18 protein-coding genes are annotated in these 23,281 nt (G+C 73.5%); 11 read left to right on the top strand and 7 right to left on the bottom strand.

The annotated features are described in order from the left end of the window. Positions 1-331: 331 nt before the first annotated feature. Genes ACFVYK_RS19680 through ACFVYK_RS19670 form a run of 3 tightly spaced genes read right to left on the bottom strand, consistent with a single transcriptional unit; the run spans position 332 to position 3,065 of the window. Complete coding sequence (locus ACFVYK_RS19680; RefSeq protein WP_389775461.1) at positions 332-1,489, bottom strand: acetyl-CoA C-acetyltransferase; 1,158 nt, start codon at positions 1,487-1,489, stop codon at positions 332-334. A 53-nt stretch (positions 1,490-1,542) separates the two neighbouring features. Continuing rightward, positions 1,543-2,247, bottom strand: a complete 705-nt coding sequence (locus tag ACFVYK_RS19675; RefSeq protein ID WP_389775458.1) for a TetR/AcrR family transcriptional regulator — start codon at positions 2,245-2,247, stop codon at positions 1,543-1,545. Positions 2,248-2,273: 26 nt separating this feature from the next. Then, a complete protein-coding gene (locus tag ACFVYK_RS19670) occupies positions 2,274-3,065 on the bottom strand; it encodes an SDR family oxidoreductase (protein ID WP_389775456.1) in 792 nt (263 codons plus the stop codon). A 60-nt stretch (positions 3,066-3,125) separates the two neighbouring features. Here ACFVYK_RS19670 and ACFVYK_RS19665 point away from each other — a divergent pair, with 60 nt between their 5' ends. Together ACFVYK_RS19665 and ACFVYK_RS19660 are read left to right on the top strand one after the other, a co-directional pair. Beyond that, positions 3,126-4,268, top strand: coding sequence for an acyl-CoA dehydrogenase family protein (locus tag ACFVYK_RS19665; protein ID WP_389775453.1), 1,143 nt, complete (start codon positions 3,126-3,128; stop codon positions 4,266-4,268). 20 nt (positions 4,269-4,288) lie between these two features. Next, positions 4,289-5,239 carry an acyl-CoA dehydrogenase family protein gene (locus ACFVYK_RS19660; protein ID WP_389775515.1) on the top strand — a complete coding sequence of 317 codons (951 nt, stop codon included), beginning with the start codon at positions 4,289-4,291 and terminating at the stop codon, positions 5,237-5,239. A 63-nt stretch (positions 5,240-5,302) separates the two neighbouring features. Here the strand turns inward: ACFVYK_RS19660 and ACFVYK_RS19655 are convergent, their stop codons facing one another. Further along, positions 5,303-5,794, bottom strand: a complete 492-nt coding sequence (locus tag ACFVYK_RS19655) for an FBP domain-containing protein (RefSeq protein ID WP_389775450.1) — start codon at positions 5,792-5,794, stop codon at positions 5,303-5,305. A 121-nt stretch (positions 5,795-5,915) separates the two neighbouring features. Here ACFVYK_RS19655 and ACFVYK_RS19650 point away from each other — a divergent pair, with 121 nt between their 5' ends. Both ACFVYK_RS19650 and ACFVYK_RS19645 read left to right on the top strand, forming a co-directional pair. Beyond that, positions 5,916-6,488, top strand: coding sequence for a TetR/AcrR family transcriptional regulator (locus tag ACFVYK_RS19650; RefSeq protein ID WP_389775448.1), 573 nt, complete (start codon positions 5,916-5,918; stop codon positions 6,486-6,488). Positions 6,489-6,677: 189 nt separating this feature from the next. After that, positions 6,678-7,628 (top strand): chitosanase, encoded by a 951-nt coding sequence (locus ACFVYK_RS19645; RefSeq protein WP_389775446.1) that lies wholly within the window; start codon positions 6,678-6,680, stop codon positions 7,626-7,628. A 148-nt stretch (positions 7,629-7,776) separates the two neighbouring features. Here the strand turns inward: ACFVYK_RS19645 and ACFVYK_RS19640 are convergent, their stop codons facing one another. From ACFVYK_RS19640 to ACFVYK_RS19630, 3 genes are all read right to left on the bottom strand, one after another. Beyond that, on the bottom strand, positions 7,777-9,240 hold the full coding sequence (locus tag ACFVYK_RS19640; protein ID WP_389775444.1) for a glutamate synthase subunit beta: 1,464 nt from the start codon (positions 9,238-9,240) through the stop codon (positions 7,777-7,779). Further along, positions 9,233-13,831, bottom strand: coding sequence for a glutamate synthase large subunit (gene gltB / locus ACFVYK_RS19635; RefSeq protein ID WP_389775442.1), 4,599 nt, complete (start codon positions 13,829-13,831; stop codon positions 9,233-9,235). Before gltB ends, ACFVYK_RS19640 begins: the two co-directional genes overlap by 8 nt. Before the next feature lie 384 nt (positions 13,832-14,215). Further along, complete coding sequence (locus ACFVYK_RS19630) at positions 14,216-14,947, bottom strand: VIT1/CCC1 transporter family protein (RefSeq protein ID WP_389775439.1); 732 nt, start codon at positions 14,945-14,947, stop codon at positions 14,216-14,218. Positions 14,948-15,229: 282 nt separating this feature from the next. Here ACFVYK_RS19630 and ACFVYK_RS19625 point away from each other — a divergent pair, with 282 nt between their 5' ends. Genes ACFVYK_RS19625 through ACFVYK_RS19595 form a run of 7 tightly spaced genes read left to right on the top strand, consistent with a single transcriptional unit; the run spans position 15,230 to position 23,215 of the window. Continuing rightward, the gene (locus tag ACFVYK_RS19625; protein ID WP_389775438.1) at positions 15,230-16,312 is read left to right on the top strand and encodes an ADP-ribosylglycohydrolase family protein; all 1,083 of its coding nucleotides are present in this window, start codon (positions 15,230-15,232) and stop codon (positions 16,310-16,312) included. Next, positions 16,309-17,718: an ADP-ribosylglycohydrolase family protein gene (locus ACFVYK_RS19620; protein WP_389775435.1), complete on the top strand. Its 1,410-nt coding sequence runs from the start codon at positions 16,309-16,311 to the stop codon at positions 17,716-17,718. Before ACFVYK_RS19625 ends, ACFVYK_RS19620 begins: the two co-directional genes overlap by 4 nt. An 8-nt stretch (positions 17,719-17,726) precedes the next feature. After that, on the top strand, positions 17,727-18,902 hold the full coding sequence (locus ACFVYK_RS19615; protein ID WP_389775432.1) for an ADP-ribosylglycohydrolase family protein: 1,176 nt from the start codon (positions 17,727-17,729) through the stop codon (positions 18,900-18,902). Continuing rightward, positions 18,890-20,302, top strand: coding sequence for an ADP-ribosylglycohydrolase family protein (locus ACFVYK_RS19610; protein ID WP_389775430.1), 1,413 nt, complete (start codon positions 18,890-18,892; stop codon positions 20,300-20,302). The genes ACFVYK_RS19615 and ACFVYK_RS19610 overlap by 13 nt, the downstream gene beginning before the upstream one ends. Beyond that, positions 20,299-21,192: a ribokinase gene (rbsK, locus tag ACFVYK_RS19605; protein WP_389775427.1), complete on the top strand. Its 894-nt coding sequence runs from the start codon at positions 20,299-20,301 to the stop codon at positions 21,190-21,192. The genes ACFVYK_RS19610 and rbsK overlap by 4 nt, the downstream gene beginning before the upstream one ends. Further along, positions 21,189-22,385, top strand: coding sequence for a CaiB/BaiF CoA transferase family protein (locus ACFVYK_RS19600; protein WP_389775425.1), 1,197 nt, complete (start codon positions 21,189-21,191; stop codon positions 22,383-22,385). The genes rbsK and ACFVYK_RS19600 overlap by 4 nt, the downstream gene beginning before the upstream one ends. Beyond that, entirely contained in the window at positions 22,382-23,215 is an 834-nt protein-coding gene (locus ACFVYK_RS19595) for an HpcH/HpaI aldolase/citrate lyase family protein (protein WP_389775422.1), read from the top strand. Before ACFVYK_RS19600 ends, ACFVYK_RS19595 begins: the two co-directional genes overlap by 4 nt. The last annotated feature ends 66 nt before the right edge of the window (positions 23,216-23,281 follow it).

The raw sequence follows: 23,281 nt of genomic DNA, 5'->3' as shown, positions 1-23,281 counted from the left end.
CACGGCCGCGCGGCCGCCGCACCCCCTCGTGACGGCGGCGCCGTCCCGGACGGCCCCCGCAGCTTCTCCGCCGCCTTCAGATCCGCTTTCCCCCGCAGTACACCCGCGGGGCGACCGGCGCCGACGGCAGGGCGGTGACGGTCTGATGCCGGTAGCTCGGTGGAGATGGCCTGGATGCCGTCCGGCTGCGACATCTGGTAGGCCGCGTTGTCGACGACGCGCACCCCCCGGGCGGCAGAGGCCTCGCGGGCGGCGGCGACCCGCGCCGTACCGCGTCCGCGGAAGGCCGGCTCCGGCCGCGCCGGCACGGCTCCGGCCGCCGGCCCGCCCCTCACAGCCGCTCGACGATCGTGACGTTGGCCTGGCCGCCGCCCTCGCACATCGTCTGCAGGCCGTAACGGCCGCCGGTGCGTTCCAGTTCGTGCAGGAGGGTCGTCATCAGCTTCGCGCCGGTCGCGCCGAGCGGGTGGCCCAGGGCGATCGCGCCGCCGTTGACGTTGACCCGCTCCGGGTCGGCCCCGGTCTCCTTGAGCCAGGCCAGGACGACGGGCGCGAAGGCCTCGTTGATCTCGACGAGGTCGATGTCGTCGATCGTGAGCCCGGTCTTCTTCAGGGCGTGCGCGGTGGCCGGGATCGGGGCGGTGAGCATGCGGATGGGGTCCTCGCCGCGCACGGAGAGGTGGTGCACGCGGGCCCGGGGGCGCAGCCCGTGGGCGCGGACGGCGTCCTCGGAGGCCAGCAGCAGGGCGGCCGCCCCGTCGGAGACCTGCGAGGAGCAGGCCGCGGTGACGGTGCCGCCGTCGATGACGGGCTTCAGCGCCGCCATCTTCTCCAGGGAGGTGTCCCGGCGCGGCCCCTCGTCGGCGGTGACGTCCCCGAGGGCGACGGTCTCGCGGGCGAAGCGACCCTCGTCGAGGGCGCGGACCGCCCGCCGGTGCGAGCGCAGGGCGAACTCCTCCTGGTCCCGGCGGGTGATGCCCCACTTGGCGGCGATCATCTCCGCGCCGGCGAACTGGTTGACGGGCCGGTCACCGTAGCGGGCGCGCCAGCCCTGGCTGCCGGCGAACGGGCCCTGGGTGAAGCCGAGCGGCTCGGCGGCCTGCCGGGTGGCGAACGCGATCGGGATCTGCGACATGTTCTGCACGCCGCCCGCGACCACCAGGTCCTGGGCCCCGGACAGCACGCCCTGCGCGGCGAAGTGCACGGCCTGCTGCGAGGAGCCGCACTGGCGGTCCACGGTCACGCCCGGCACCTCCTCGGGCAGTCCGGCGGCCAGCCAGCAGGTCCGTGCGATGTCCCCGGCCTGCGGGCCGACGGTGTCCAGGCAGCCGAAGACCACGTCCTCGACGGCCGCCGGGTCGACGCCCGCGCGCGCGAGGAGTTCCTTGAGCACATGCGCCCCGAGGTCGGCCGGGTGCACCCCGGACAGACCTCCCGCGCGCCGCCCCACGGGCGTACGGACCGCTTCGACGATGTAGGCCTCGGCCATGGCGACTCCCTCGGACGAAGGGGAACTTGCTGGGACTGTTCGCGCCGTGCTGGTCAGATGTCGCTGGAACGATGTCGCTGGGTCAGATCTCGCTGGTCAGATGTCGCAGCTCGGATGTCGCTGCTCAGATGTCGCTGGTCACCGGGCTGTTCTCGTACAGCGATCCCGTCCAGCACCATCGACAGGTACTGCCGGGCGATCTCCTCGGGGCTGTGCTGTCCGCCGGGCCGGTACCAGGACGCGGCGACCCAGACGGTGTCGCGGACGAAGCGGTAGGTGAGCCGGACGTCGAGGTCGGCGCGGAAGACCCGTTCCGCCACGCCGCGTTCCAGTGTGGACAGCCACGCCTTCTCGAACCTGCGCTGCGATTCGGCGAGGAACGCGAACCGTTCCTGCGCGACGAGCTGCCGGCTCTCCTTCTGATAGATCGCGACGGCGGCCCGGTGCCGGTCGATCTCCCGGAACGACTCGGTGACCAGTGCTTCGAGGGTCTCGCGGGGGCCCGTGCCGGCGGCCAGGACGGTGTCGTAGCCGTCCCACAACTCGTCGAGGAAGGTGCGCAGGATCTCTTCGAGCATCGACTCCTTGGAGTCGAAGTGGTAGTAGAGGCTGCCCGCGAGCATGCCCGCGTGGTCGGCGATCTTGCGCACGGTGGTGGCGTTGTAGCCCTGCTCGGCGAAGACCTCGGCGGCCGTGTTGAGCAGTTCGCCGCGGCGCGCGGGGGCGGCGGTCACCTGGGGTTTCTTCTTGGTCGGCACGGGTCCATTGTGGGCTGCTCCGGTCGTCAGGCGTGCTGGCTGCTGACGGCGACGACCTCGCCCGTCATGTACGAGGAGTAGCCGGAGGCAAGGAACACGATCACGTTGGCCACCTCCCAGGGCTGCGCGTACCGCCCGAAGGCCTCGCGTCCGGTCAGTTCCGCCAGCAGGTCGGGCGTGGTGACCTTCACCAGGTGCGGGTGCATGGCGAGGCTCGGCGAGACGGCGTTGACCCGCACCCCGTAGGCGGCCGCCTCGACGGCCGCGCAGCGGGTCAGGGCCATCACGCCCGCCTTCGCGGCGGCGTAGTGCGCCTGTCCGGCCTGGGCGCGCCAGCCGACGACGGAGGCGTTGTTGACGACGACGCCCCCGCCGCCGTCCGCCCGCATCAGCCGCAGGGCGGCCCTGGTGCACCGGAAGGTGCCGTTCAGCGTGACGTCCAGGACGCGCGTCCACTGCTCGTCGCTCATGTCGGCGAGCGGTGCGGTCCCGCCCAGCCCGGCGTTGTTGACGACGACGTCCAGCCGCCCGTGCGCCGCGACGGCGGCGTCGAACAGCGCCCGCACCTGACGCTCGTCGGTGACGTCGCAGGGCAGGGCCGCCACCGCCGCCGGGCCGAACTCCTCGGCGAGTTCGGCCTCGTAGTCCTTGAGGCGGCGCGAGTGGGCGTCGCTGATCAGGACGCGCGCGCCCTCCTCCAGGAAGCGGCGTGCGGTGGCGCCGCCGATGCCCGCGCCGGCCGCCGCGGTGATGACCGCGCTGCGTCCGTCGAGCAGCGCGTGCCCGGGAACGTACGGCGGACCCTCGACGTTCGTCATGACAGCACGCTAACCTACCAAACACTTGTTAGGGAAGAACGTCCGGGAAAGAGGGTGGCCGTGGACCTCGCACACTCCCCCGCCGACGAGGCGTTCCGCGCCGAGGCCCGGGCCTGGCTGCGCGCGCACGTGCCGGCTAAGCCACTGCCCTCGCTGGAGACCGCCGAGGGCTTCGCCGCACACCGCGCGTGGGAGGCGGAGCTGGCCGCGGACTGCTGGTCGGCGGTGAACTGGCCGGCCCGCTACGGCGGCCGGGACTGCGGGCTGACGCGCTGGCTGCTCTTCGAGGAGGAGTACTACGCGGCGGGCGCTCCGGCCCGGGTCAGCCAGAACGGCGTGAGCCTGCTCGCCCCCACCCTGTTCGACCACGGCACCGAGGAGCAGCGGTCCCGCGTGCTGCCCGCGATGGCCGCGGGCGAGGTCGTCTGGGCGCAGGCCTGGTCGGAGCCCGAGGCCGGCTCCGACCTGGCGGCGCTGCGCGCCAAGGCGGTCCGCGCGCCCGGCGGCTGGCGGCTGAGCGGCCAGAAGGCGTGGTCCTCGCGCGCGGCCTTCGCCGACCGCGCCTTCGGCCTGTTCCGCACCGACCCCGACGCGGGCGCGCCGCACCAGGGCCTCGGCTACTTCATGTTCGACCTGCGGGCCCCCGGCGTCACCGTGCGCCCGGTGGGCCGCCTCGACGGGAAGCCGGCCTTCGCGGAACTGTTCCTGGACGAGGTGTTCGTGCCAGAGGAGGACGTGATCGGCCGGCCGGGCGAGGGCTGGCGCATCGCGATGTCGACGGCGGCCAACGAGCGCGGGCTCACCCTGCGCTCCCCCGGCCGCTTTCTCGCCTCGGCGGAGCGTCTGCACGCCCTGTGGCGGGCCCAGGGCAGTCCGCCGAGCGCCGCGGACCGGGTCGCCGACGCCCTGATCGGCGCCCGCGCGTACCAGTTGTTCACCTGGGCGGCCGCCTCCCGCTTCCTGGCCGGCGAGCGGCTCGGCCCGGAGTCGAGCCTGAACAAGGTGTTCTGGTCCGAGTACGACATCGCGCTGCATGAGACGGCGCTGGATCTTCTGGGCGAGGAAGGGGAGTTGGGAGACACGGACTGGGCCGAGCGGTACGTCTTCTCCCTCGCCGGGCCGATCTACGCCGGCGCCAACGAGATCCAGCGTGACATCGTCGCCGAGCGCCTGCTCGGCCTGCCGAGAGGACGGCGCCCATGACCGGGTCACGGCCCGCGCCGATGCGGTTCCTGCTCGACGCCGAACAGCGGGCGTTCGCCCGGTCGCTGGACGCGATGCTGACCGCGGCCGGCACCGCGGCGGCGGTCCGCGACTGGAGCCGCGGCGACCGGGCCCGCGGGCGCGCGCTGTGGTCCCGGATCGCCGACGCGGGCGTCTTCGCCCTGGCGGTCCCCGAGAAGTACGACGGGCTCGGGCCCCGGCCGGTGGAACTGGCGGTGGCCTTCGTGGAGCTGGGGCGGCACGCGGTTCCGGGCCCGCTGGTGGAGACGGTCGCCGCGGCGGCCCTGCTGCTCGACGCCGGGCCGGCCGAGCGGTTCCTGGCGGCGCTGGCCTGCGGCGGATCGACGGCGACGGTGGCCCGCGAGGGCTCTTACGCCCTGGACGGCGACGCGGCCACGCTCCGGCTGTCCCTGGCCGCCGACGGCCTGCGGCTCGCCCCCGGGCACGGCCCGGTGCGGCCGTCGCTGGACCCGGCCCGTCGTCTCACCCGGCTGCTGCCGGGCGGCGAACTCCTCACCCCGGCCCCGGTTGTGGAGCGCGCGCTGCTGTGGGCCCGGCTCGCCACCGCCGCCCAGGCCCTCGGCGTCGGCCTGGCGCTGCTGGAGCGGACGGTGGCCCACGTCGGCCGGCGCGTCCAGTTCGGCGTGCCCATCGGCTCGTTCCAGGCGGTCAAACACCGGCTGGCCGACGTGAAGATCGCCCTGGAGTTCGCCCGCCCCCTGGTCCTGGGGGCCGCCGTGACGATGACCGCGGCGGACGTCGCCGCGGCGAAGGCGAGCGCCTGCGAGGCGGCGTACACGAGCGCGCGCGCCGCGCTCCAGTTGCACGGCGCGATCGGTTACACGGCGGAGCACGACCTGTCGCTCTGGCTCACCAAGGCCCGCGCGCTGCGCACGGCGTGGGGCAGCCCGGACGAGTGCCGCGCGGAGGTCCTGCGCGCCCACCCGTGACGTGCCGGGCGCGGACGACCCGCCGATGCCGGGGGCGGTGCGCGCGTGCGCGCCCTCAGGCGGTCACGCGGTCACCTTGGCGAGGAACGCGGCCAGGTTGGCCACCATGCGTTCGATCTTCTCGTCCAGGGTGATCGTCTCGTGCAGCCGGGCCCCCGCGCCCGCGTCGCGCTTGCCCCGCACGTACAGCGAGCAGGCGAGGTCGCTGCAGATGTACGCCCCCACGGAGTTGCCCTGCTGGCCGGCCCTGCCCGCCTTGGGCGCGACCATCAGCGAGACGCCGCCGGAGTGGGTGGTCAGGCACATGGTGCACATGCTGCGCCGGGCCTGCCAGGAGCCCGAGTCGGTCGAGCGCAGTTGCAGGGCTCGGGGCCGGCCGTCCAGCTCCATGACCAGGTAGCCCCGGTCGGGGGCCTGGGGGTCGCGCCAGCCGAGGTAGTCGAGGTCGTCCCAGGGCCGGTCGTCCAGGTCGCGCGGCACGGACAGGCGCTTGGCCTCGCCCTTGGTGCAGTTCACGAAGGCGGCGCGGATCTCTTGTTCGGTCAGCGGCTTCATGTCGGCCAGGCTAATTTGCCTAAAGTCTTTAGGCAAATACTTAGAAGGTCATGGGTGACGCATAATGGCCGTCGGCAGGCAGCTCGCTGCGCAGGGCGACGGTTCCGGGCGGGAGACGATCATGGGGCGCGTAGGGCTGAGCACGGAACGCCTGGTCCGGGCGGGCGCGGAGCTGGCCGACGAGGTCGGCTTCGACCAGGTGACCGTCTCGGCGCTGGCCCGACGCTTCGACGTCAAGGTCGCGAGCCTGTACTCGCACGTGAGGAACTCCGACGATCTGCGCACCCGGATCGCCCGGCTGGCGCTGGCCGAGCTCGCCGACCGGGGGGATATCGCGCTGGCCGGGCGGGCCGGCAAGGACGCCCTGACCGCGCTGGCCGGCGTCTACCGCGACTACGCCCGCGAGCACCCCGGCCGCTACGCCGCGGCCCAGCTGAGACTCGACCCCGAGGCGGCGGCCGCGAGCGCGGGCGGCCGGCACGCCCGCATGACCCGGGCGGTCCTGCGCGGCTACGACCTGGCCGAGCCCGACCAGACCCACGCCGTGCGCCTGCTGGGCAGCGTCTTCCACGGCTACGTCAGCCTGGAGCTGGGCGGCGGGTTCAGCCACAGCGCCCCCGACACCCAGGAGACCTGGACGCGGATCCTGGACGCCCTGGACGTGCTGCTGCGCAACTGGCCGCCCGAGGGGTGAGCGCCCGGCCGGACGGCGTGGAAGGAACCCGCGTCGTCCACCGCCCGCTTCGCGGGCACGGGCAGTTCGTCGAGCGACGGGTCGGCGCTCAGCCTCTCCCGACCCTCCGGACCCGCCCATCCGTTCGCACGCCGGTTGATGGGGATGGAATGACAAGGAGCACGACATTCCGCCTCTAGGGTGTGCGGCATGAAACGTGCCGCCGCCCTGGTCTGCGCCGCCGTGGCGTCGACGGCGTATCTGCTCGTCCCCGCACCGACCGCGGGACCCGCACGGGACGAACGCCCCGCCCGGCCCGAGCGCCTCGCGCAGGCCGAACGGCGGGCGGCGGCCGAACGACCCGCACAGCCCGCCCGGTCGGCACACCCCTCGCGCCGCGCACCGGCGGAGCGATCCGCGCAGGACCGGCGACCCGCCCGGCCGGCGGCCGCGGCCGGTCTCGCCGCCCCGGCGCAGAAGGAACTGGCCCAGCAGATCGTGGCCAGCGCGGAGAACGGCACCCTGGACTGGCGCAGCGCGTACGGCTACGTCGAGGACATCGGTGACGGCCAGGGCTACACGGCGGGCCTGATCGGCTTCTGCACCGGCACCCACGACCTCCTCACCCTCGTCGAGGGCTACACCCGCGGCCGCCCGGACAACGCGCTGGCCCGATACCTGCCCGCCCTGCGCCGGGTCGACGGCACCGACTCGCACGCGGGCCTGGACCCGGGTTTCCCGGCCGCCTGGCGCGCCGAGTCCGAGGTCCCCGCCTTCCGGGCCGCGCAGGACGCCGAGCGCGACCGCGTCTACTTCGATCCGGCGGTCCGTCGGGGCCGTGCCGACGGGCTGGGGGCGCTGGGTCAGTTCATCTACTACGACGCGCTGGTCTTCCACGGTCCCGGCGCGGGTCCCACCAGCTTCGACGGCATCCGGGCCCGTGCGATGCGCCGGGCCCGCACCCCGGCCGAGGGCGGCGGGGAGGCCGCCTACCTCGGCGCGTTCCTCGACGCCCGTCGCCGCGCCATGCTGATCCGGCACCCCGGCGTCGACACCTCACGCGTCGACACGAGCCAGCGCCGCTTCCTGGGAGAGGGCAACCTCGGGCTGCGTCCGCCGCTGCGCTGGCAGGTGTACGGGGAGACGTTCCGCGTCCCGTAGGGGAACCCGGCCGGGCGGCGACGCCGGTCCGGCCGGGTGCGCCGGACGTGCCGCGGCGCCTGCCGGTCCGGTCGGGGACATGGCAGGCGCCGCGTAGTGTTCCGCACGCCTTTGTACGGGACGTTCAGAGTGCCCCGGTGAGGGGACGTCAGACCATCAGGGAACGGTCCGTCGGGCGGATCGGGGCCGGCAGCTCGCTGGCGCCGGTGAGGAACCGGTCGACGCCGCGGGCGGCCGAGCGGCCCTCCGCGATCGCCCACACGATGAGCGACTGGCCGCGGCCCGCGTCGCCGGCGACGTACACGCCCGGCACGTTGGTCGCGAAGTCGGCGTCGCGGGCGATGTTGCCTCGCTCGTCGAGGTCCAGGCCGAACTGCTCGACGAGACCGTTCTCGCGGTCCGTGCCGGTGAAGCCCATCGCCAGCGTCACCAGCTGGGCGGGGATCTTGCGCTCCGTGCCCGGCTTCGGGGTCAGCCTGCCCTCGACGAACTCGACCTCGCTGAGGTGCAGCCACTGGACGTTGCCGTCCTCGTCGCCCTCGAAGTGGGTGGTGGAGACGGAGTAGACCCGCTCGCCGCCCTCCTCGTGCGCGCTGGTGACCTTGTACAGCATGGGGAAGGTCGGCCACGGCTGGGAGACCGCGTCCCGCTCCTCGCCCGGGCGGGGCATGATCTCCAGCTGGGTGACGGAGGCCGCGCCCTGCCGGTGAGCCGTGCCCACGCAGTCGGCGCCGGTGTCGCCGCCGCCGATGACGACCACGTGCTTGCCCTCGGCCGAGATCGGGGGCGCCACGAAGTCGCCCTCCTGCACCTTGTTGGCCAGCGGCAGGTACTCCATCGCCTGGTAGACGCCCTTGAGCTCACGGCCGGGGACCGGCAGGTCCCGGGCGGTCGTGGCGCCGGCGGCGATGACGATGGCGTCGTAGCGCTTCTTGAGGTCGGTCGCCCTGAGGTCGCGGCCGATCTCGATGCCGGTGCGGAAGCGGGTGCCCTCCGCGCGCATCTGCTCGATGCGGCGGTTGATGTGCCGCTTCTCCATCTTGAACTCGGGGATGCCGTACCGCAGGAGGCCTCCGATGCGGTCCGCGCGCTCGTAGACGGCGACGGTGTGGCCGGCCCGGGTCAGCTGCTGGGCGGCGGCCAGGCCCGCCGGGCCCGAGCCGATGACCGCGACCGTCTTGCCGGACAGGCGCTCGGGCGCCTGCGGGGCGACGTCACCGGTCTCCCACGCCTTGTCGATGATCGAGACCTCGACGTTCTTGATGGTGACCGGCGGCTGGTTGATGCCGAGCACGCACGCCGACTCGCAGGGGGCCGGGCACAGCCGCCCGGTGAACTCCGGGAAGTTGTTCGTGGCGTGCAGCCGCTCCGACGCGGCCGACCAGTCCTCGCGGTAGGCGTAGTCGTTCCACTCGGGGATCAGGTTCCCCAGCGGACAGCCGTTGTGACAGAACGGGATGCCGCAGTCCATGCACCGGCTGGCCTGCTTGCCGATGATCGGCAGCAGCGAGCCGGGGACGTAGACCTCGTTCCAGTCCTTCAGCCGCACGTCGACGGGACGGGACTTGGCGACCTCGCGGCCGTGGTTCAAAAAGCCCTTGGGGTCAGCCATTGGTCGCCGCCTCCATCATCTTCTCGGTGATCTCGGACTCGGAGAGTCCCGCCTGCTCGGCGGCGTCCTTGGCGGCGAGCACTGCCTTGTACGCACTGGGGATGATCTTGCTGAAGCGCTCCGCGGCCACGTCCCAGTCGGCCAGCAGCTTCTCGGCGACCGTGGAACCGGTCTCCTCGGCGTGGCGGCGCACCACGTCGTGCAGCCACTGCTTGTCCGCGTCGTCCAGTGCCTCGACGGCGGCCAGGTTGCCCGCGTTGACGTTGTCGCGGTTCAGGTCGATCACGTAGGCGATGCCGCCGGACATGCCGGCCGCGAAGTTGCGGCCCGTCTCGCCGAGGACCACCGCGTGACCGCCGGTCATGTACTCGCAGCCGTGGTCGCCCACGCCCTCGGAGACGACCGTCGCGCCGGAGTTGCGGACGCAGAACCGCTCGCCGGTGCGACCGCGCAGGAACAGCTCGCCACCGGTCGCGCCGTAGGCGATGGTGTTGCCCGCGATGGTCGAGAACTCGGCGAGGTGGTCGGCGCCCCGGTCGGGACGGACGATCACCCGGCCGCCGGAGAGGCCCTTGCCGACGTAGTCGTTGGCGTCGCCCTCCAGGCGCAGCGTGACGCCGCGCGGGAGGAAGGCGCCGAAGGACTGGCCGGCGGAGCCGGTGAAGGTGATGTCGACGGTGTCCTCGGGCAGGCCCGCGCCGCCGAACTTCTTCGTCACCTCGTGGCCGAGCATGGTGCCGACCGTGCGGTTGATGTTGCGGATGGCGACCTGGGCGCGCACCGGCTGGGCGTCGGTCGCGGAGTCCGCGGCCAGGGCGTCGGCGGCGAGCTTGATCAGCTCGTTGTCGAGCGCCTTCTCCAGGCCGTGGTCCTGCGCGACGACCTGGTGCAGTGCGGCGCCCTCGGGCAGCGCGGGCACGTGGAACAGCGGGGCGAGGTTGAGGCCCTGGGCCTTCCAGTGGTCGACGGCGCGCTCGACGTCGAGGACCTCGGCGTGGCCGACGGCCTCCTCGATCGAGCGGAAGCCCAGCTCGGCGAGGAGTTCGCGGACCTCCTCGGCGATGAACCGGAAGAAGTTGACGACGTACTCGGCCTTGCCGGCGAAGCGGTCGCGCAGCACCGGGTTCTGGGTGGCGATGCCGACGGGACAGGTGTCCAGGTGGCAGACGCGCATCATGACGCAACCGGAGACGACGAGCGGGGCGGTCGCGAAACCGAACTCCTCGGCGCCGAGCAGCGCGGCGATGATCACGTCCCGGCCGGTCTTGAGCTGGCCGTCGGTCTGGACCACGATCCGGTCGCGCAGGCCGTTGAGCAGCAGGGTCTGCTGGGTCTCGGCGAGACCGAGCTCCCAGGGGCCGCCCGCGTGCTTGAGCGACGTCAGCGGCGAGGCGCCGGTGCCGCCGTCGTGGCCGGAGATGAGGACGACGTCCGCGTGCGCCTTGGACACACCCGCGGCGACCGTGCCGACGCCGACCTCGGAGACCAGCTTCACGTGGATCCGCGCCTGCGGGTTCGCGTTCTTCAGGTCGTGGATCAGCTGGGCCAGGTCCTCGATCGAGTAGATGTCGTGGTGCGGCGGCGGCGAGATCAGACCGACACCGGGAGTGCTGTGCCGGGTCTTGGCGACCCACGGGTAGACCTTGTGGCCGGGCAGCTGGCCGCCCTCGCCGGGCTTGGCGCCCTGGGCCATCTTGATCTGGATGTCGTCCGCGTTGACCAGGTACTCGGAGGTCACGCCGAAGCGGCCGGAGGCGACCTGCTTGATGGCGGAGCGGCGCGCCGGGTCGTACAGGCGCTCCGGGTCCTCGCCGCCCTCACCGGTGTTGGACTTGCCGCCCAGCTGGTTCATGGCGATGGCGAGGGTCTCGTGCGCCTCCTGCGAGATGGAGCCGTACGACATGGCGCCGGTGGAGAAGCGCTTGACGATCTCGGAGATCGGCTCGACCTCCTCGAGGGGGATCGAGGGACGGTCCGACTTGAGTCCGAACAGACCGCGCAGCGTCATGAGGCGCTCGGACTGCTCGTTCACACGGTCCGTGTACTTCTTGAAGATGTCGTAGCGGGCCGTGCGGGTGGAGTGCTGGAGGCGGAAGACCGTCTCGGGGTCGAACAGGTGCGGCTCGCCCTCGCGGCGCCACTGGTACTCGCCGCCTATGTCCAGGGCGCGGTGCGCCGGCGCGATGCCGGAGGCGGGGTAGGCCTTGGCGTGGCGGGCGGCGACCTCCTTGGCGACGACGTCGATGCCGATGCCGCCGATCTTGGTGGCGGTGCCGCTGAAGTAGCGGGCGACGAAGGCGTCGTCGAGACCGACGGCCTCGAAGACCTGGGCGCCGCGGTAGGAGGCGACGGTGGAGATGCCCATCTTGGACATGACCTTCAGGACGCCCTTGCCGAGCGCGTAGATCAGGTTGCGGATCGCCTGCTCGGGCTCCATGCCGTCGAGGAAGGTGCCCGCGCGCAGCAGGTCCTCGACCGACTCCATGGCCAGGTACGGGTTGACGGCGGCGGCGCCGAACCCGATCAGCAGGGCGACGTGGTGGACCTCGCGGACGTCGCCGGCCTCGACCAGCAGGCCCACCTGGGTGCGCTGCTTGGTGCGGATGAGGTGGTGGTGGACGGCCGAGGTGAGCAGCAGCGAGGGGATCGGCGCGTGCTCGGCGTCGGAGTGGCGGTCGGACAGCACGATGAGCCGGGCGCCGTTGTCGATGGCGGCGTCGGCCTCGGCGCAGATCTCGTCGATCCGCGCGGCCAGCGCCTCGCCGCCGCCGTGCACCCGGTAGAGGCCGGAGAGCGTGGTGGCCTTGAAGCCCGGCATGTCGCCGTCGGCGTTGATGTGGATGAGCTTGGCCAGCTCGTCGTTGTCGATCACCGGGAAGGGCAGGGTGACCGAGCGACAGGACGCGGCGGTGGGCTCCAGCAGGTTGCCCTCGGGGCCCAGGGAGGAGCGCAGCGAGGTGACGAGCTCCTCGCGGATGGCGTCCAGCGGCGGGTTGGTGACCTGCGCGAACAGCTGGGTGAAGTAGTCGAAGAGCAGCCGCGGGCGGGCCGAGAGCGCGGCGATCGGCGAGTCGGTGCCCATGGAGCCGAGGGGCTCGCCGGCGGTCTTGGCCATCGGCGCGAGGATGAGGCGCAGCTCTTCCTCGGTGTAGCCGAAGGTCTGCTGACGGCGGGTGACCGAGGCGTGGGTGTGCACGATGTGCTCGCGCTCGGGCAGGTCGATCAGCTCGATCTCGCCGGCCTCGAGCCATTCGGCGTAGGGGTTCTCGGCGGCGAGCTGCGCCTTGATCTCGTCGTCCTCGATGATGCGGTGCTCGGCGGTGTCGACGAGGAACATGCGGCCGGGCTGCAGGCGGCCCTTGCGGACGACCCTGGCGGGGTCGATGTCGAGGACGCCGACCTCGGAGCCGAGGACGACGAGACCGTCGTCGGTGACCCAGTAGCGGCCGGGGCGCAGACCGTTGCGGTCGAGCACGGCGCCGACCTGGACGCCGTCGGTGAAGGTGACGCAGGCCGGGCCGTCCCAGGGCTCCATCAGCGTGGAGTGGAACTGGTAGAAGGCGCGCCGGGCCGGGTCCATGGAGTCGTGGTTCTCCCACGCCTCCGGGATCATCATCAGCACGGAGTGGGGCAGCGAGCGGCCGCCGAGGTGGAGCAGTTCGAGCACCTCGTCGAAGGACGCCGAGTCGGAGGCGTCCGGCGTGCACACCGGGAAGATCCGCTCGATGGCCTTGTCGTCCGCACCGAACAGGTCGGAGACGAGCTGCGACTCGCGGGCGGTCATCCAGTTGCGGTTGCCCTTGACGGTGTTGATCTCACCGTTGTGCGCGACGAAGCGGTACGGGTGTGCGAGCGGCCACGACGGGAAGGTGTTCGTGGAGAAACGCGAGTGGACGAGCGACACCGCCGAGGCGAAGCGGCGGTCGGACAGGTCCGGGAAGAAGGGCTCCAGCTGGCCGGTGGTCAGCATGCCCTTGTAGACGATCGTCCGCGCGGAGAGCGACGGGAAGTACACGCCGGCCTCGCGCTCGGAGCGCTTGCGCAGCACGAACGCCTTGCGGTCGAGGTCGATGCCCTGCGACCGGCCGTCGGTGACGAAGACCTGCCGGAAGGCGGGCATCGTCGAGCGGGCGGTGGCGCCCAGCAGCTCCGGGGCGACCGGCACCTCGCGCCAGCCGAGGACGGTGAGGCCCTCTTCGCCGGCGATCGTCTCGATCTGCGAGACGATGTCCGCCATGCCGTCCTCGGGGAGGAAGGCGATGCCGACGGCGTAGTGGCCGGCCTCGGGAAGCTCGAATCCGGCGGCCTCGCGGAAGAAGGCGTCCGGGACCTGGGTGAGGATGCCCGCGCCGTCGCCGGAGTCCGGCTCGGAGCCGGTGGCGCCCCGGTGTTCGAGGTTGCGCAGCACGGTGAGCGCCTGCTCGACCAGCGCGTGGCTCGCCTCGCCCGTGAGGGTCGCCACGAAGCCGACGCCGCAGGCGTCGTGCTCGTTGCGGGGGTCGTACATACCCTGCGCAGCAGGGCGAGCATCCATGAAGGACCAGTTCTGGCCATTCGCGGAATGCTGGGACGGCTGGCGCGGCGTACGCATCGGCTCTCCCGTCGTCGTCTCAAGTGGCAATGTCTGCTGGCGAAGGGACGACGTTGGCCCTCTGCGTAACGCAAAATTTCGTGCAGGTTACATGATGGAGCGGTTCTCGGGAACCGGATACTCCGTTCCAGCATGCGGACGCCACGGGCCGACGGCGGGGTACCGCGGACGTGGCTCAAAAGTATGGGGGGACCGGACGGGAGGCGATCGATCAGACCGTGGCCCGCCGGGCCGGAGGGGGCGGGGGGAGCGGGCGTCACCCACCCCGCGAGTGCACCGCAGGCGTCATTGCCCACAGCGCTTACGGCTCATGCCCGTTGGTGAAGCCGCCGAAACCAGTCAGTAACAACTACTTATGCGGCCCAACGCATAAGTACGATCGGTCTATCCTACGGCCGTTCCGAACAAGCTGCCCAGGGCGTACGTCACACCGGCCGCCGCCCCGCCGAGGGCGAGCTGCCGCAGCCCGCTGAACCACCAGGTCCGCGCGGTCACCCGGGCCACCACCGCGCCACAGCCGAACAGTCCGACGAGCGCGAGCAGCACGGCCGGCCACAGCGAGGCGGCCCCCAGCAGATAGGGCAGCACGGGCAGCAGCGCGCCCAGCGCGAACGCCCCGAAGCTGGACACGGCCGCCACCAGCGGCGAGGGCAGGTCGGAGGGGTCGATGCCCAGTTCCTCGCGGGCGTGGATCTCCAGCGCCTGCTCCGGGTCGCGGGAGAGCTGCTGGGCGACCTGCCGCGCCAGCGCGGGCTCCACGCCCCGGGACACGTACAGCGCGGCGAGCTCCGCCTCCTCGTCCTGCGGGTGCTTCTTCAGCTCCCGCCGCTCCACGTCCAGCTCGGCCTCGACCAGTTCACGCTGGGAGGCGACGGAGGTGTACTCGCCGGCGGCCATGGAGAAGGCGCCGGCGGCCAGCCCCGCGAGACCGGTGATGACGATGGTCTGCTGACCGACCGACCCGCCGGCCACGCCGGTCATCAGGGCGAGGTTCGAGACCAGGCCGTCCATCGCACCGAACACGGCGGGGCGCAGCCAGCCTCCGGTGACGTCCCGGTGGGTGTGGTTGTCACGGTGCGCCTCGTGCAGGGACGCCTCGGTCTCGATGATGGCCATGAAGATCCCCCAGGGACGGAAGAGATTAGCTAAGCCAAAGCTAACTCTGGACACATTCTAATTTCTGACAACACCAAAGTACGCGGGCGGATTCCTCGCCGCCAGCTAGGAAAGGCTGAGCTAACCTGCGGCTTTACCGTCGAGCGCTCATTCGAGAAGGTGTGCGCACAGATGTCGACCGGGTGACATGAGGGAAATTCAGGCGGGGGTCAACCGCCGACGGTGGGACACATCCGCTGACGGTTCCGCGCCCGTGCGGATCCCCCGGAGGAGAGGCCGCCCATGCCGACGATCCGTGACCGAGCCCGCGGCGCGATGCTCGGTCTGGCCGTGGGAGACGCGCTGGGCGCCCCCGCGGAGAACCTGAAGCCGTCCGAGATCCGCGCCCGGTGGGGCCGCATCACGGGCTACGTCACCGACCGGCCGGCCGGCACCGACGACACCGAGTACGCGATCTTCTCCGGCCTGCTGCTGGCCCGCCACGGCTCGGCGCTCACCCCGGCCCATGTGGAGTCGGCCTGGCACCAGTGGATCGCCGACCTCGACGAGGGCCCCTTCCGCGGCGCCGGCTTCAGCGAGCGCGGCACCCTGGAGAACCTCCGCCGCGGCCTGGCGGCGCCCATCTCCGCCCAGCACCGGCACGCCTGGAGCGACGGGCTGGCCATGCGCGCCGCGCCCTTCGGCGTCTTCGCCGCGGGCCGTCCGGCGGAAGCGGCCCGGCTGGTCGCGATCGACGGCGCGGTGAGCCACGACGGCGAGGGCATCCACGGCGGACAGGCCGTCGCGGCGGGGGTCGCGGCGGCCATGGCCGGAGCGCCGCCGGCCGCCGTGGTGGCCTCGGCCCTGGCGGTGATCCCCGAGGACTCCTGGACGGCGCGCTCCCTGCGCAGGGCGGTGGCGGTGGCCCACCGGGGCGAACGGGCGGTGCGCTCCGCCGTCGTCATCGGCGGCTACCCGTGGACCGACCTCGCGCCCGAGGCGGTCGCCCTCGCCTTCGGCGCGTACGCGGCGGCCGACGGCGACTTCCGCGAAGCCGTCCTGACCGCCGTGAACATGGGCCGCGACGCCGACACCACGGCGGCGGTGGCCGGCGCCCTGGCCGGCGCGACGCGGGGAGTCGCGGCGATCCCGCCGGACTGGGCGGCTGCGATCGGCCCGGCCCGGGGCAGCTGCCTGCCCTCGATGGCGGGACACCACGTCCTGGACGTGGCGGAGCTGCTGGTGCCCGAAGAGGGCGGCAAGTGGGGCGAGGGAGTGGTCGTGGAGAACCTCGTGCCGAGCCTGACAGGCCTCGGCCGGCCCCCCGCCCCCGACCCGTCCGCCTTCATCCTGGCGGCCAACGACAGTGCGGAGGCGGGCGAATGACGACAGGGACGGCCACGGCGAACCCCGACGAACCCCCGACCGCCGCCCCCCAGGACACCCCGCCGCGGACCCCCTCACCCGGCCATGGGAGCCGCACGCGGCAGGGCGACACGCGCCGCGCCGGCGATACCGACGCGATCCCGGGCGACGCCGTGCACGTCGTCGCCGCCCACCCCCAGCAGGGCGACGCGCGCGACGGAGCCGGGGGCGAGGACGACACCCGGTCCGCCCGGTCCGCCCGCTGGACCCGCTCGACGCACTCCGTCCGCACGGTCCGCCCCGCCCCTCCGCATGCGGAGGGGCGCGTCGCGGGTCTTCTGCTCGGCCTCGCCGCGGGGGACGCCGCCGGCTGGCCCGCCGCCCGGCACCGCGCGGCCCGGATGCCCGAGTGGACCCGCCGTCTCACCCGCGAGCTCGACACCTTCGCCGAGCACAACGCCACCACCACCCTCCCCGTCCCCATCGCCCTGAACCAGCCCCCCGAGCCACTGCGCCTGGGCCCCTCCGACGACGCCGAGTGGGCGGCGTTCGCGGCCGAGGCGCTGCTGCGGGCCGGCGACGACGCCCTCGGCGACCTGAGCCGCGAACGCCGCACGCGCGCCGCGATCGACCTGGCCTGGAACGCGATCGCCTGTGAGGTGGCCGCCGCGGCCGACCGCGCCCCCGAGGTCGAGTCCGCCGTCCTGCCGCTGCGCGCGCGCATCTCCGTGCGGGCCGGTCTGGGCAATCTCGCCGCCGGTCTGCGACCCCCCGCCACCGGCCACGACAACCCCCACTACTTCGACGACGCGGCCTGCGTCCGAGCCTGCGTCCTGGCGGTGGCCCACCCCGGCGACCCCCGACTCGCCGCCGAACTGGCCGAGTTCGACGCCCGCTACACCCAGGACGGCGACGGAGTGCACGGCGCGCGGGCGATGGCGGCGGCCCTGGCCCTGGCCCTCGTCGGCGCGGACCCCGAGGACTGCGTGGCGGCGGCGCTGGCCGAGCTCCCCGAGCACACGGAGATCGGCCGCAACGCCCGGCACGCGCTCCGGCTGGCCCGCGACGCCGACAGCGCCTTCGCGCTCGTCCCCCTGCTGGAACACCAGATCGTCGACCACGTCTACAGCTACGGCATCGCGGCGGCGGAGACGGTCCCGGTGGCCCTCGCCCTGGCGACGGCGTCGGGCGGCCGCATCGGCGAGGCGGTCCCGGAGGCGGCCTGTCTGTCCCGGGTCGCGGACTCGGCCCCGGCCCTGGCCGGCGCGCTGACGGGCGCGCTGGGCGGCGGCGAGGCGATCCCCGCCGCGTGGCGCGACAGCTGCCGCACCCTCTCCGGCTGCGTCCTGCCCCGCCTCACCGGCACCGACCTGGTGAAACTCGCCGAACTCCTGGAAGCCGCACAACCGGCCCCACCAGGAGGATGATTCCGGGCATGACGCCCAAAGCATCGGAAAGCACCGGCGCACCCCTGGAAGAACGCATCACCGGCGCCCTCGTGGGGGCCGCCGTGGGCGACGCCCTCGGCGGCCCCGTCGAGGGCTACTCCCCCGAGCAGATCCTCCAGCGGCACGGCGGCCGGGTGCACGGCGTCGTCGGCCCCTGGAACGGCGACGACTGGCGCACCGCCCGCCCCATCGCCCCGTACCACAAGGGCGACGGCCACGTCACCGACGACACCTTGATGACCCATGCGCTGATCAGGGTCTACGCCACGGTCCGCGACCACCTGGACGCCTACGCCGTCGCCGACCACCTGGTGCCCGACCTGATGACGACCCCGCGCTGGATCCCGGAGCTGGAGGCGGAAACACTGCCCCTGCACCGGCTCTTCCTCGCGGAGAAGTGGCTGGTGACGAAGGTCCACTACGGCCATGCCGACCCGCGCGAGGCCGGCGTCGGCAACATCGTCAACTGCGGCGCCGCGATGTACATGGCCCCCGTCGGGCTGGTCAACGCCGCCGCTCCGGAGAGCGCGTACGCCGAGGCCCTGGACGTCGCGGGCGCCCACCAGTCGTCGTACGGCCGTGAGGCGGCCGGGGTCTTCGCGGCGGCGGTGGCGGCGGCCTGCGCGCCACGGGCGACGCCGGAATCGGTGGTCGCGAGCTGTCTGTCCCTGGCGAAGGACGGCACGCGCGCGGCGATCGAGGCGGTCTGCGAAGCGGCGACCCGCCACACCGACTTCGAGTCCGCTCTCGTCCCGCTCCGGGAGGCGGTGACGCCGTTCGACACGGTCGGCCCCGACTACCGCCGGCCCTCACTGGCCGCCCGCCGCCCCTCCCGGGTCCACGCGATCGAGGAACTCCCCGTCGCACTGGGCATGTTGCTGGTCGCCGGCGGCGACTACCGGCACGCGGTGCTCGGCTCCGTGAACTACGGCCGCGACTGCGACTCCATCGCCACGATGGCCGGCGCGCTGGCCGGCGCGCTGGGCTCGCCCGTCCCGGACGACTGGGCCAAACAGGTCTCCGGGGCCAGCCGGCTCGACCTCTGGCAGCCCGCGGCGACGCTCGTCGAGGTCACCGGGGAGATCTTCGAACGCGACGTCCGCCGCCGCCGCGCCCACGAGCAGGCGTTCCGCGCCCTGGGAGGCCCGCGATGCTCCGACTGACCTGGGTCCAACCGGAGGACCTCCTCGGGCACGAGCTGCGCCAGGCCGCCCAGGACGGCCGGGCGGCGGGGGCGGTCGCCGCCCGCTGGAAGGCCGCGGGCGGCTGCGAGGCGCCGGTCCGGGCGGGCGCCTCGCCGCAGCGCGCCTCCCGCTACCTGCGCCTCCTCGCCGAGGACCTCCTGGACGAACTGGCCGACCTGCCCAGCCGCTCGGCGGAGGACGAGCCGACGGAACTGGCGAAGATCAGGGCCCTGTGCCCGCGGTGGCCGAGCCGGCCGGCCGACGCCCGCCCTCCCGCCCCTCCTACCGCCCCCGCCCCGGCCCTGGAGACGGCCCGGCTGGAGGCGGCCTGGCTGGGCCGGGCCGCCGGCTGCCTCCTCGGCAAACCCGTCGAGAAACTCCCCCCGGACGCCATCCGCGCCCTCGCCCAAGCGGCCGGCAACTGGCCCCTCACCGGCTACTTCACCGCCCGAGGAGTCCCCCGGCCCCTCCTCGACGCCCACCCCTGGAACCGCCGCTCCGCGAACACCTCGCTCGCCGAGAACATCGACGGCATGCCCGAGGACGACGACCTCAACTACCCGCTGCTCAACCTGCTCCTGCTCCAACGCCACGGCAAGGACTTCACCACCGCGGACGTCGCCCGGCTCTGGCTCGACGAACTCCCGCCGGGCCGCACCTTCACCGCCGAACGCGTCGCCCTGCGCAACCTGCTCTGCGGCGTCGAACCCCCGCACACCGCCCGCCACCGCAACCCCTTCCGTGAATGGATCGGCGCCCTGATCCGCGCCGACGTGCACGGCTGGACCAACCCCGGCGACCCCGCGGCCGCCGCGGAACAGGCCCACCGCGACGCCTGTCTCACCCACACCGCCAACGGCGTCTACGCGGCGATGTTCACGGCGGCCGTCATCGCCGCGGCCGCGACCGGCGCCCACGACGTCCACGCCTGTCTGCGCACCGGACTGACCGTCGTCCCCCCGCGCTCGCGCCTGGCCCGGGCCGTCGAGCACGCCGTCCGGCTCGCCGACGAACACCCCGGCCCCGACGGATTCGACGCCGTCGTGGACGAACTCCACGCCGCCCACCAGGGATACCACTGGGTCCACGCCGTCCCCAACACCGCCCTGATCGCCGCCGCCCTCACCCACGCGGACGGCGACTTCACCCGCTCCGTCCGCGGCGCAGTGGCCGGCGGCCTGGACACCGACTCGGCCGGCGCGACCGCCGGCGGCGTCGCCGCCCTGCTCGCCGGCGACCCGGCCGCCCTCCCCGACCACTGGACGGCCCCCCTCAAGAACCGGCTGGCCACCTCCGTCGCCGACCTCAACGGCGTCGGCTTCGACACTCTGGCCCATCTGACCTGGTCCCTCACCCACCGGGAGGCTTCCCGCCCATGACCGACATCGTCGTGCTCGGCAGCACGAACATGGACCTCGTCGCCTACGTCGAGAAACCCCCGCAGTGGGGAGAGACCGTGACCGGACGGGAGTTCCGCACGATCCCCGGCGGCAAAGGCGCCAACCAGGCCATCGCCGCCGCCCACGCGGGCGGGGCGGTCTCGGTGATCGGCGCGGTCGGCAACGACGCCTTCGGCGCCCGGCTGCGCTCCACCCTCGAACACTCGGGGGTCAACACCGACCACCTGCGCACCGTCGAGGCGCCTTCGGGCACCGCGCACATCGTCGTGGACGACGAGGGCGGCAACGCCATCGTCGTCGTCCCCGGAGCCAACGGCACCGTCGACCACCTCGCCCCCGGCGACGAGGGCCTCATCGCCTCCGCCGACGCGCTCCTGCTGCAACTGGAAGTCGCCCTGGCCGCGGTCGTCGCAGGCGCCCGGGCAGCCCGCGCGCACGGCGTCCGGACGATCCTCACCCCGGCCCCCGCCCAGCCGTTGCCGCCCGAACTGCTGGCCGCCACCGACCTGTTGATCCCCAACGAGCACGAGGCCGCCGCGCTCACCGGGCGCACCGACCCGCACGAGGCGGCCCGCGCCCTGTTGGACAGCGTGCCCGAGGTGGTCATCACGCTGGGACCGGCCGGCAGCCTGTACGCGGCTCGCGGCGCCGACCCCCTGACCGTCCCCGCCCCGCGCGTCACGGCCGTCGACTCGACCGGCGCGGGCGACACCTTCGTCGGCGCCCTCGCCGTGGCCCTCGGCGAGGAACGCCCCGTGCGGGAGGCGCTCGCCTGGGCGGCGGCCGCGGCGGCGCTGTCGGTGCAACGCGCCGGCGCGTCCGCCTCGATGCCGTACCGCTCCGAGATCGAGACGCAGTACGCCTCATGACCGGGACGACCCCTCCCCTGCACGGTGTGCGCGTCCTCGACCTGGCCACCCTCTTCGCCGGCCCCCTCGCCGCCACGATGCTCGGCGACTTCGGCGCGGAGGTCGTCAAGGTCGAGCACCCCGACCAGCCCGACCCCTCCCGAGGTCACGGCCCCGCCAAGGACGGTGTGGGTCTGTGGTGGAAACTCCTCGGCCGCAACAAGCGCGCCATCACCCTGAACCTCTCCAAGCCGGGCGGCCGCGCCACCCTGCTGCGGCTGGCCGCCACCGCCGACGTGATCATCGAGAACTTCCGCCCCGGCACCCTGGAGAAGTGGGACCTGGGCTGGGAGGAGCTGTCGGCGGCCAACCCGCGACTGGTCCTCGCCCGGGTCACCGCCTTCGGCCAGTTCGGCCCCTACGCGCACCGCCCCGGCTTCGGCACCCTCGCCGAGGCGATGAGCGGGTTCGCGGCCATCACGGGAGAGCCGGACGCCCCTCCGACGCTCCCGCCGTTCGGCCTGGCCGACTCGATCGCCGGCCTGGCCACCGCCTACGCCGTCATGACGGCCCTCGCCGCCCGCGACCGCACCGGCGAGGGCCAGGTCGTCGACATGGCGATCATCGAGCCCATCCTGACCGTCCTCGGCCCCCAGCCCCTCTGGTACGACCAGCTGGGCTACGTCCAGGCCCGCACCGGCAACCGGTCCGCCAACAACGCCCCCCGCAACACCTACCGCACGGCCGACGGAGACTGGGTCGCCGTGTCGACCTCGGCGCAGTCCGTGGCGGAACGGGTGATGCGCCTGGTCGGCCGGCCCGACCTGATCGAGGAGCCCTGGTTCGCGACCGGCGCGGACCGGGCCGCCCACGCGGACGTCCTCGACGAGGCGGTCGGCGCCTGGATCGCCGCCCGTACCCGCACCGACGTCCTCGCCGCCTTCGAGAAGGCGGAGGCGGCGATCGCCCCGGTCCAGGACGTGCGGGACGTGATGACCGATCCCCAGTACCAGGCGCTCGGCACGGTCACCGCGGTCGAGGACCCGGAACTGGGGCGCATCCGCATGCAGAACGTCCTCTTCCGTCTCTCGGCCACCCCCGGCGCGATCCGCTGGGCCGGCCGCCCGCACGGCGCCGACACGGAGACCGTCCTGACCGAGCTGGGCCTGACGCCGGCCGAGCTGGCCGCCCTGCGCACGGAGGGCGCTGTATGACAGCGACCCCTCTGACCTGGCTCTATGTTCCCGGCGATCGCCCGCAGACCGTCACCAAGGCCCTGGCCTGCGGTGCCGACGTCGTGATCGTCGACCTGGAGGACGCGGTCGCCCCGGACCGCAAGGAGTACGCCCGCACAGCCACCGCCGAACGCCTCCGCGAGCCCCAGCCGGTCCCCGTCCACGTCCGGGTCAACGCCCTGGACACCCCGTTCGCCGCGGCGGACCTGCGCACGATGGCCGCCCTGCCCGGCGTCCGCGGCCTGCGCCTGCCCAAGGTCACGTCCCCGCACCAGATCACCCGCGTCGCCCGGACGGCGGCGCGGGCCGACGGCGGGGCCACCCCGCTGCACGCCCTGCTGGAGACGGCCCTCGGCGTCGAACACGCCTACGCCATCGCCTCCGCCCACCCCGCCCTGCGGGGCATCGCCCTCGGCGAGGCGGACCTCCGCGCCGATCTGGGCGTCCGTGCGGACGCCGGCCTCGACTGGTCCCGGTCCCGTGTGGTCGTCGCCGCCCGGGCCGCCGGTCTGGCACCGCCGCCCCAGTCGGTCCACCCCGACATCCGCGATCTGGACGGCCTCGCCGTCAGCTGCGCCCACGGCCGCACCCTCGGCTTCCTGGGCCGCGCCGCCATCCACCCCCGGCAACTCCCGATCATCGAGCGGGCCTATCTGCCCACCCAGCAGGAACTGGAGGACGCCGAGACGATCGTGAAGGCGGCGGCCGCCGAACCGGGCGCCCAGGCCCTCCCGGACGGCCGCTTCATCGACGCCGCGGTGGTGGCGGCCGCCCGGCGCACCCTGTCGCTGGCGTCCCGCGGCGGCTGAACCTCCCGGCAGACGCCGAGACGATCGTGAAGGCGGCGGCCGCCGAACCGGGCGCCCAGGCCCTCC

Origin of the sequence: Streptomyces sp. NPDC058291, from assembly GCF_042880855.1 — a bacterium.
Taxonomy (GTDB): domain Bacteria; phylum Actinomycetota; class Actinomycetes; order Streptomycetales; family Streptomycetaceae; genus Streptomyces.
Note: the sequence above shows the minus strand (reverse complement) of the source record. Positions and strands in the feature narration are given on the sequence as shown.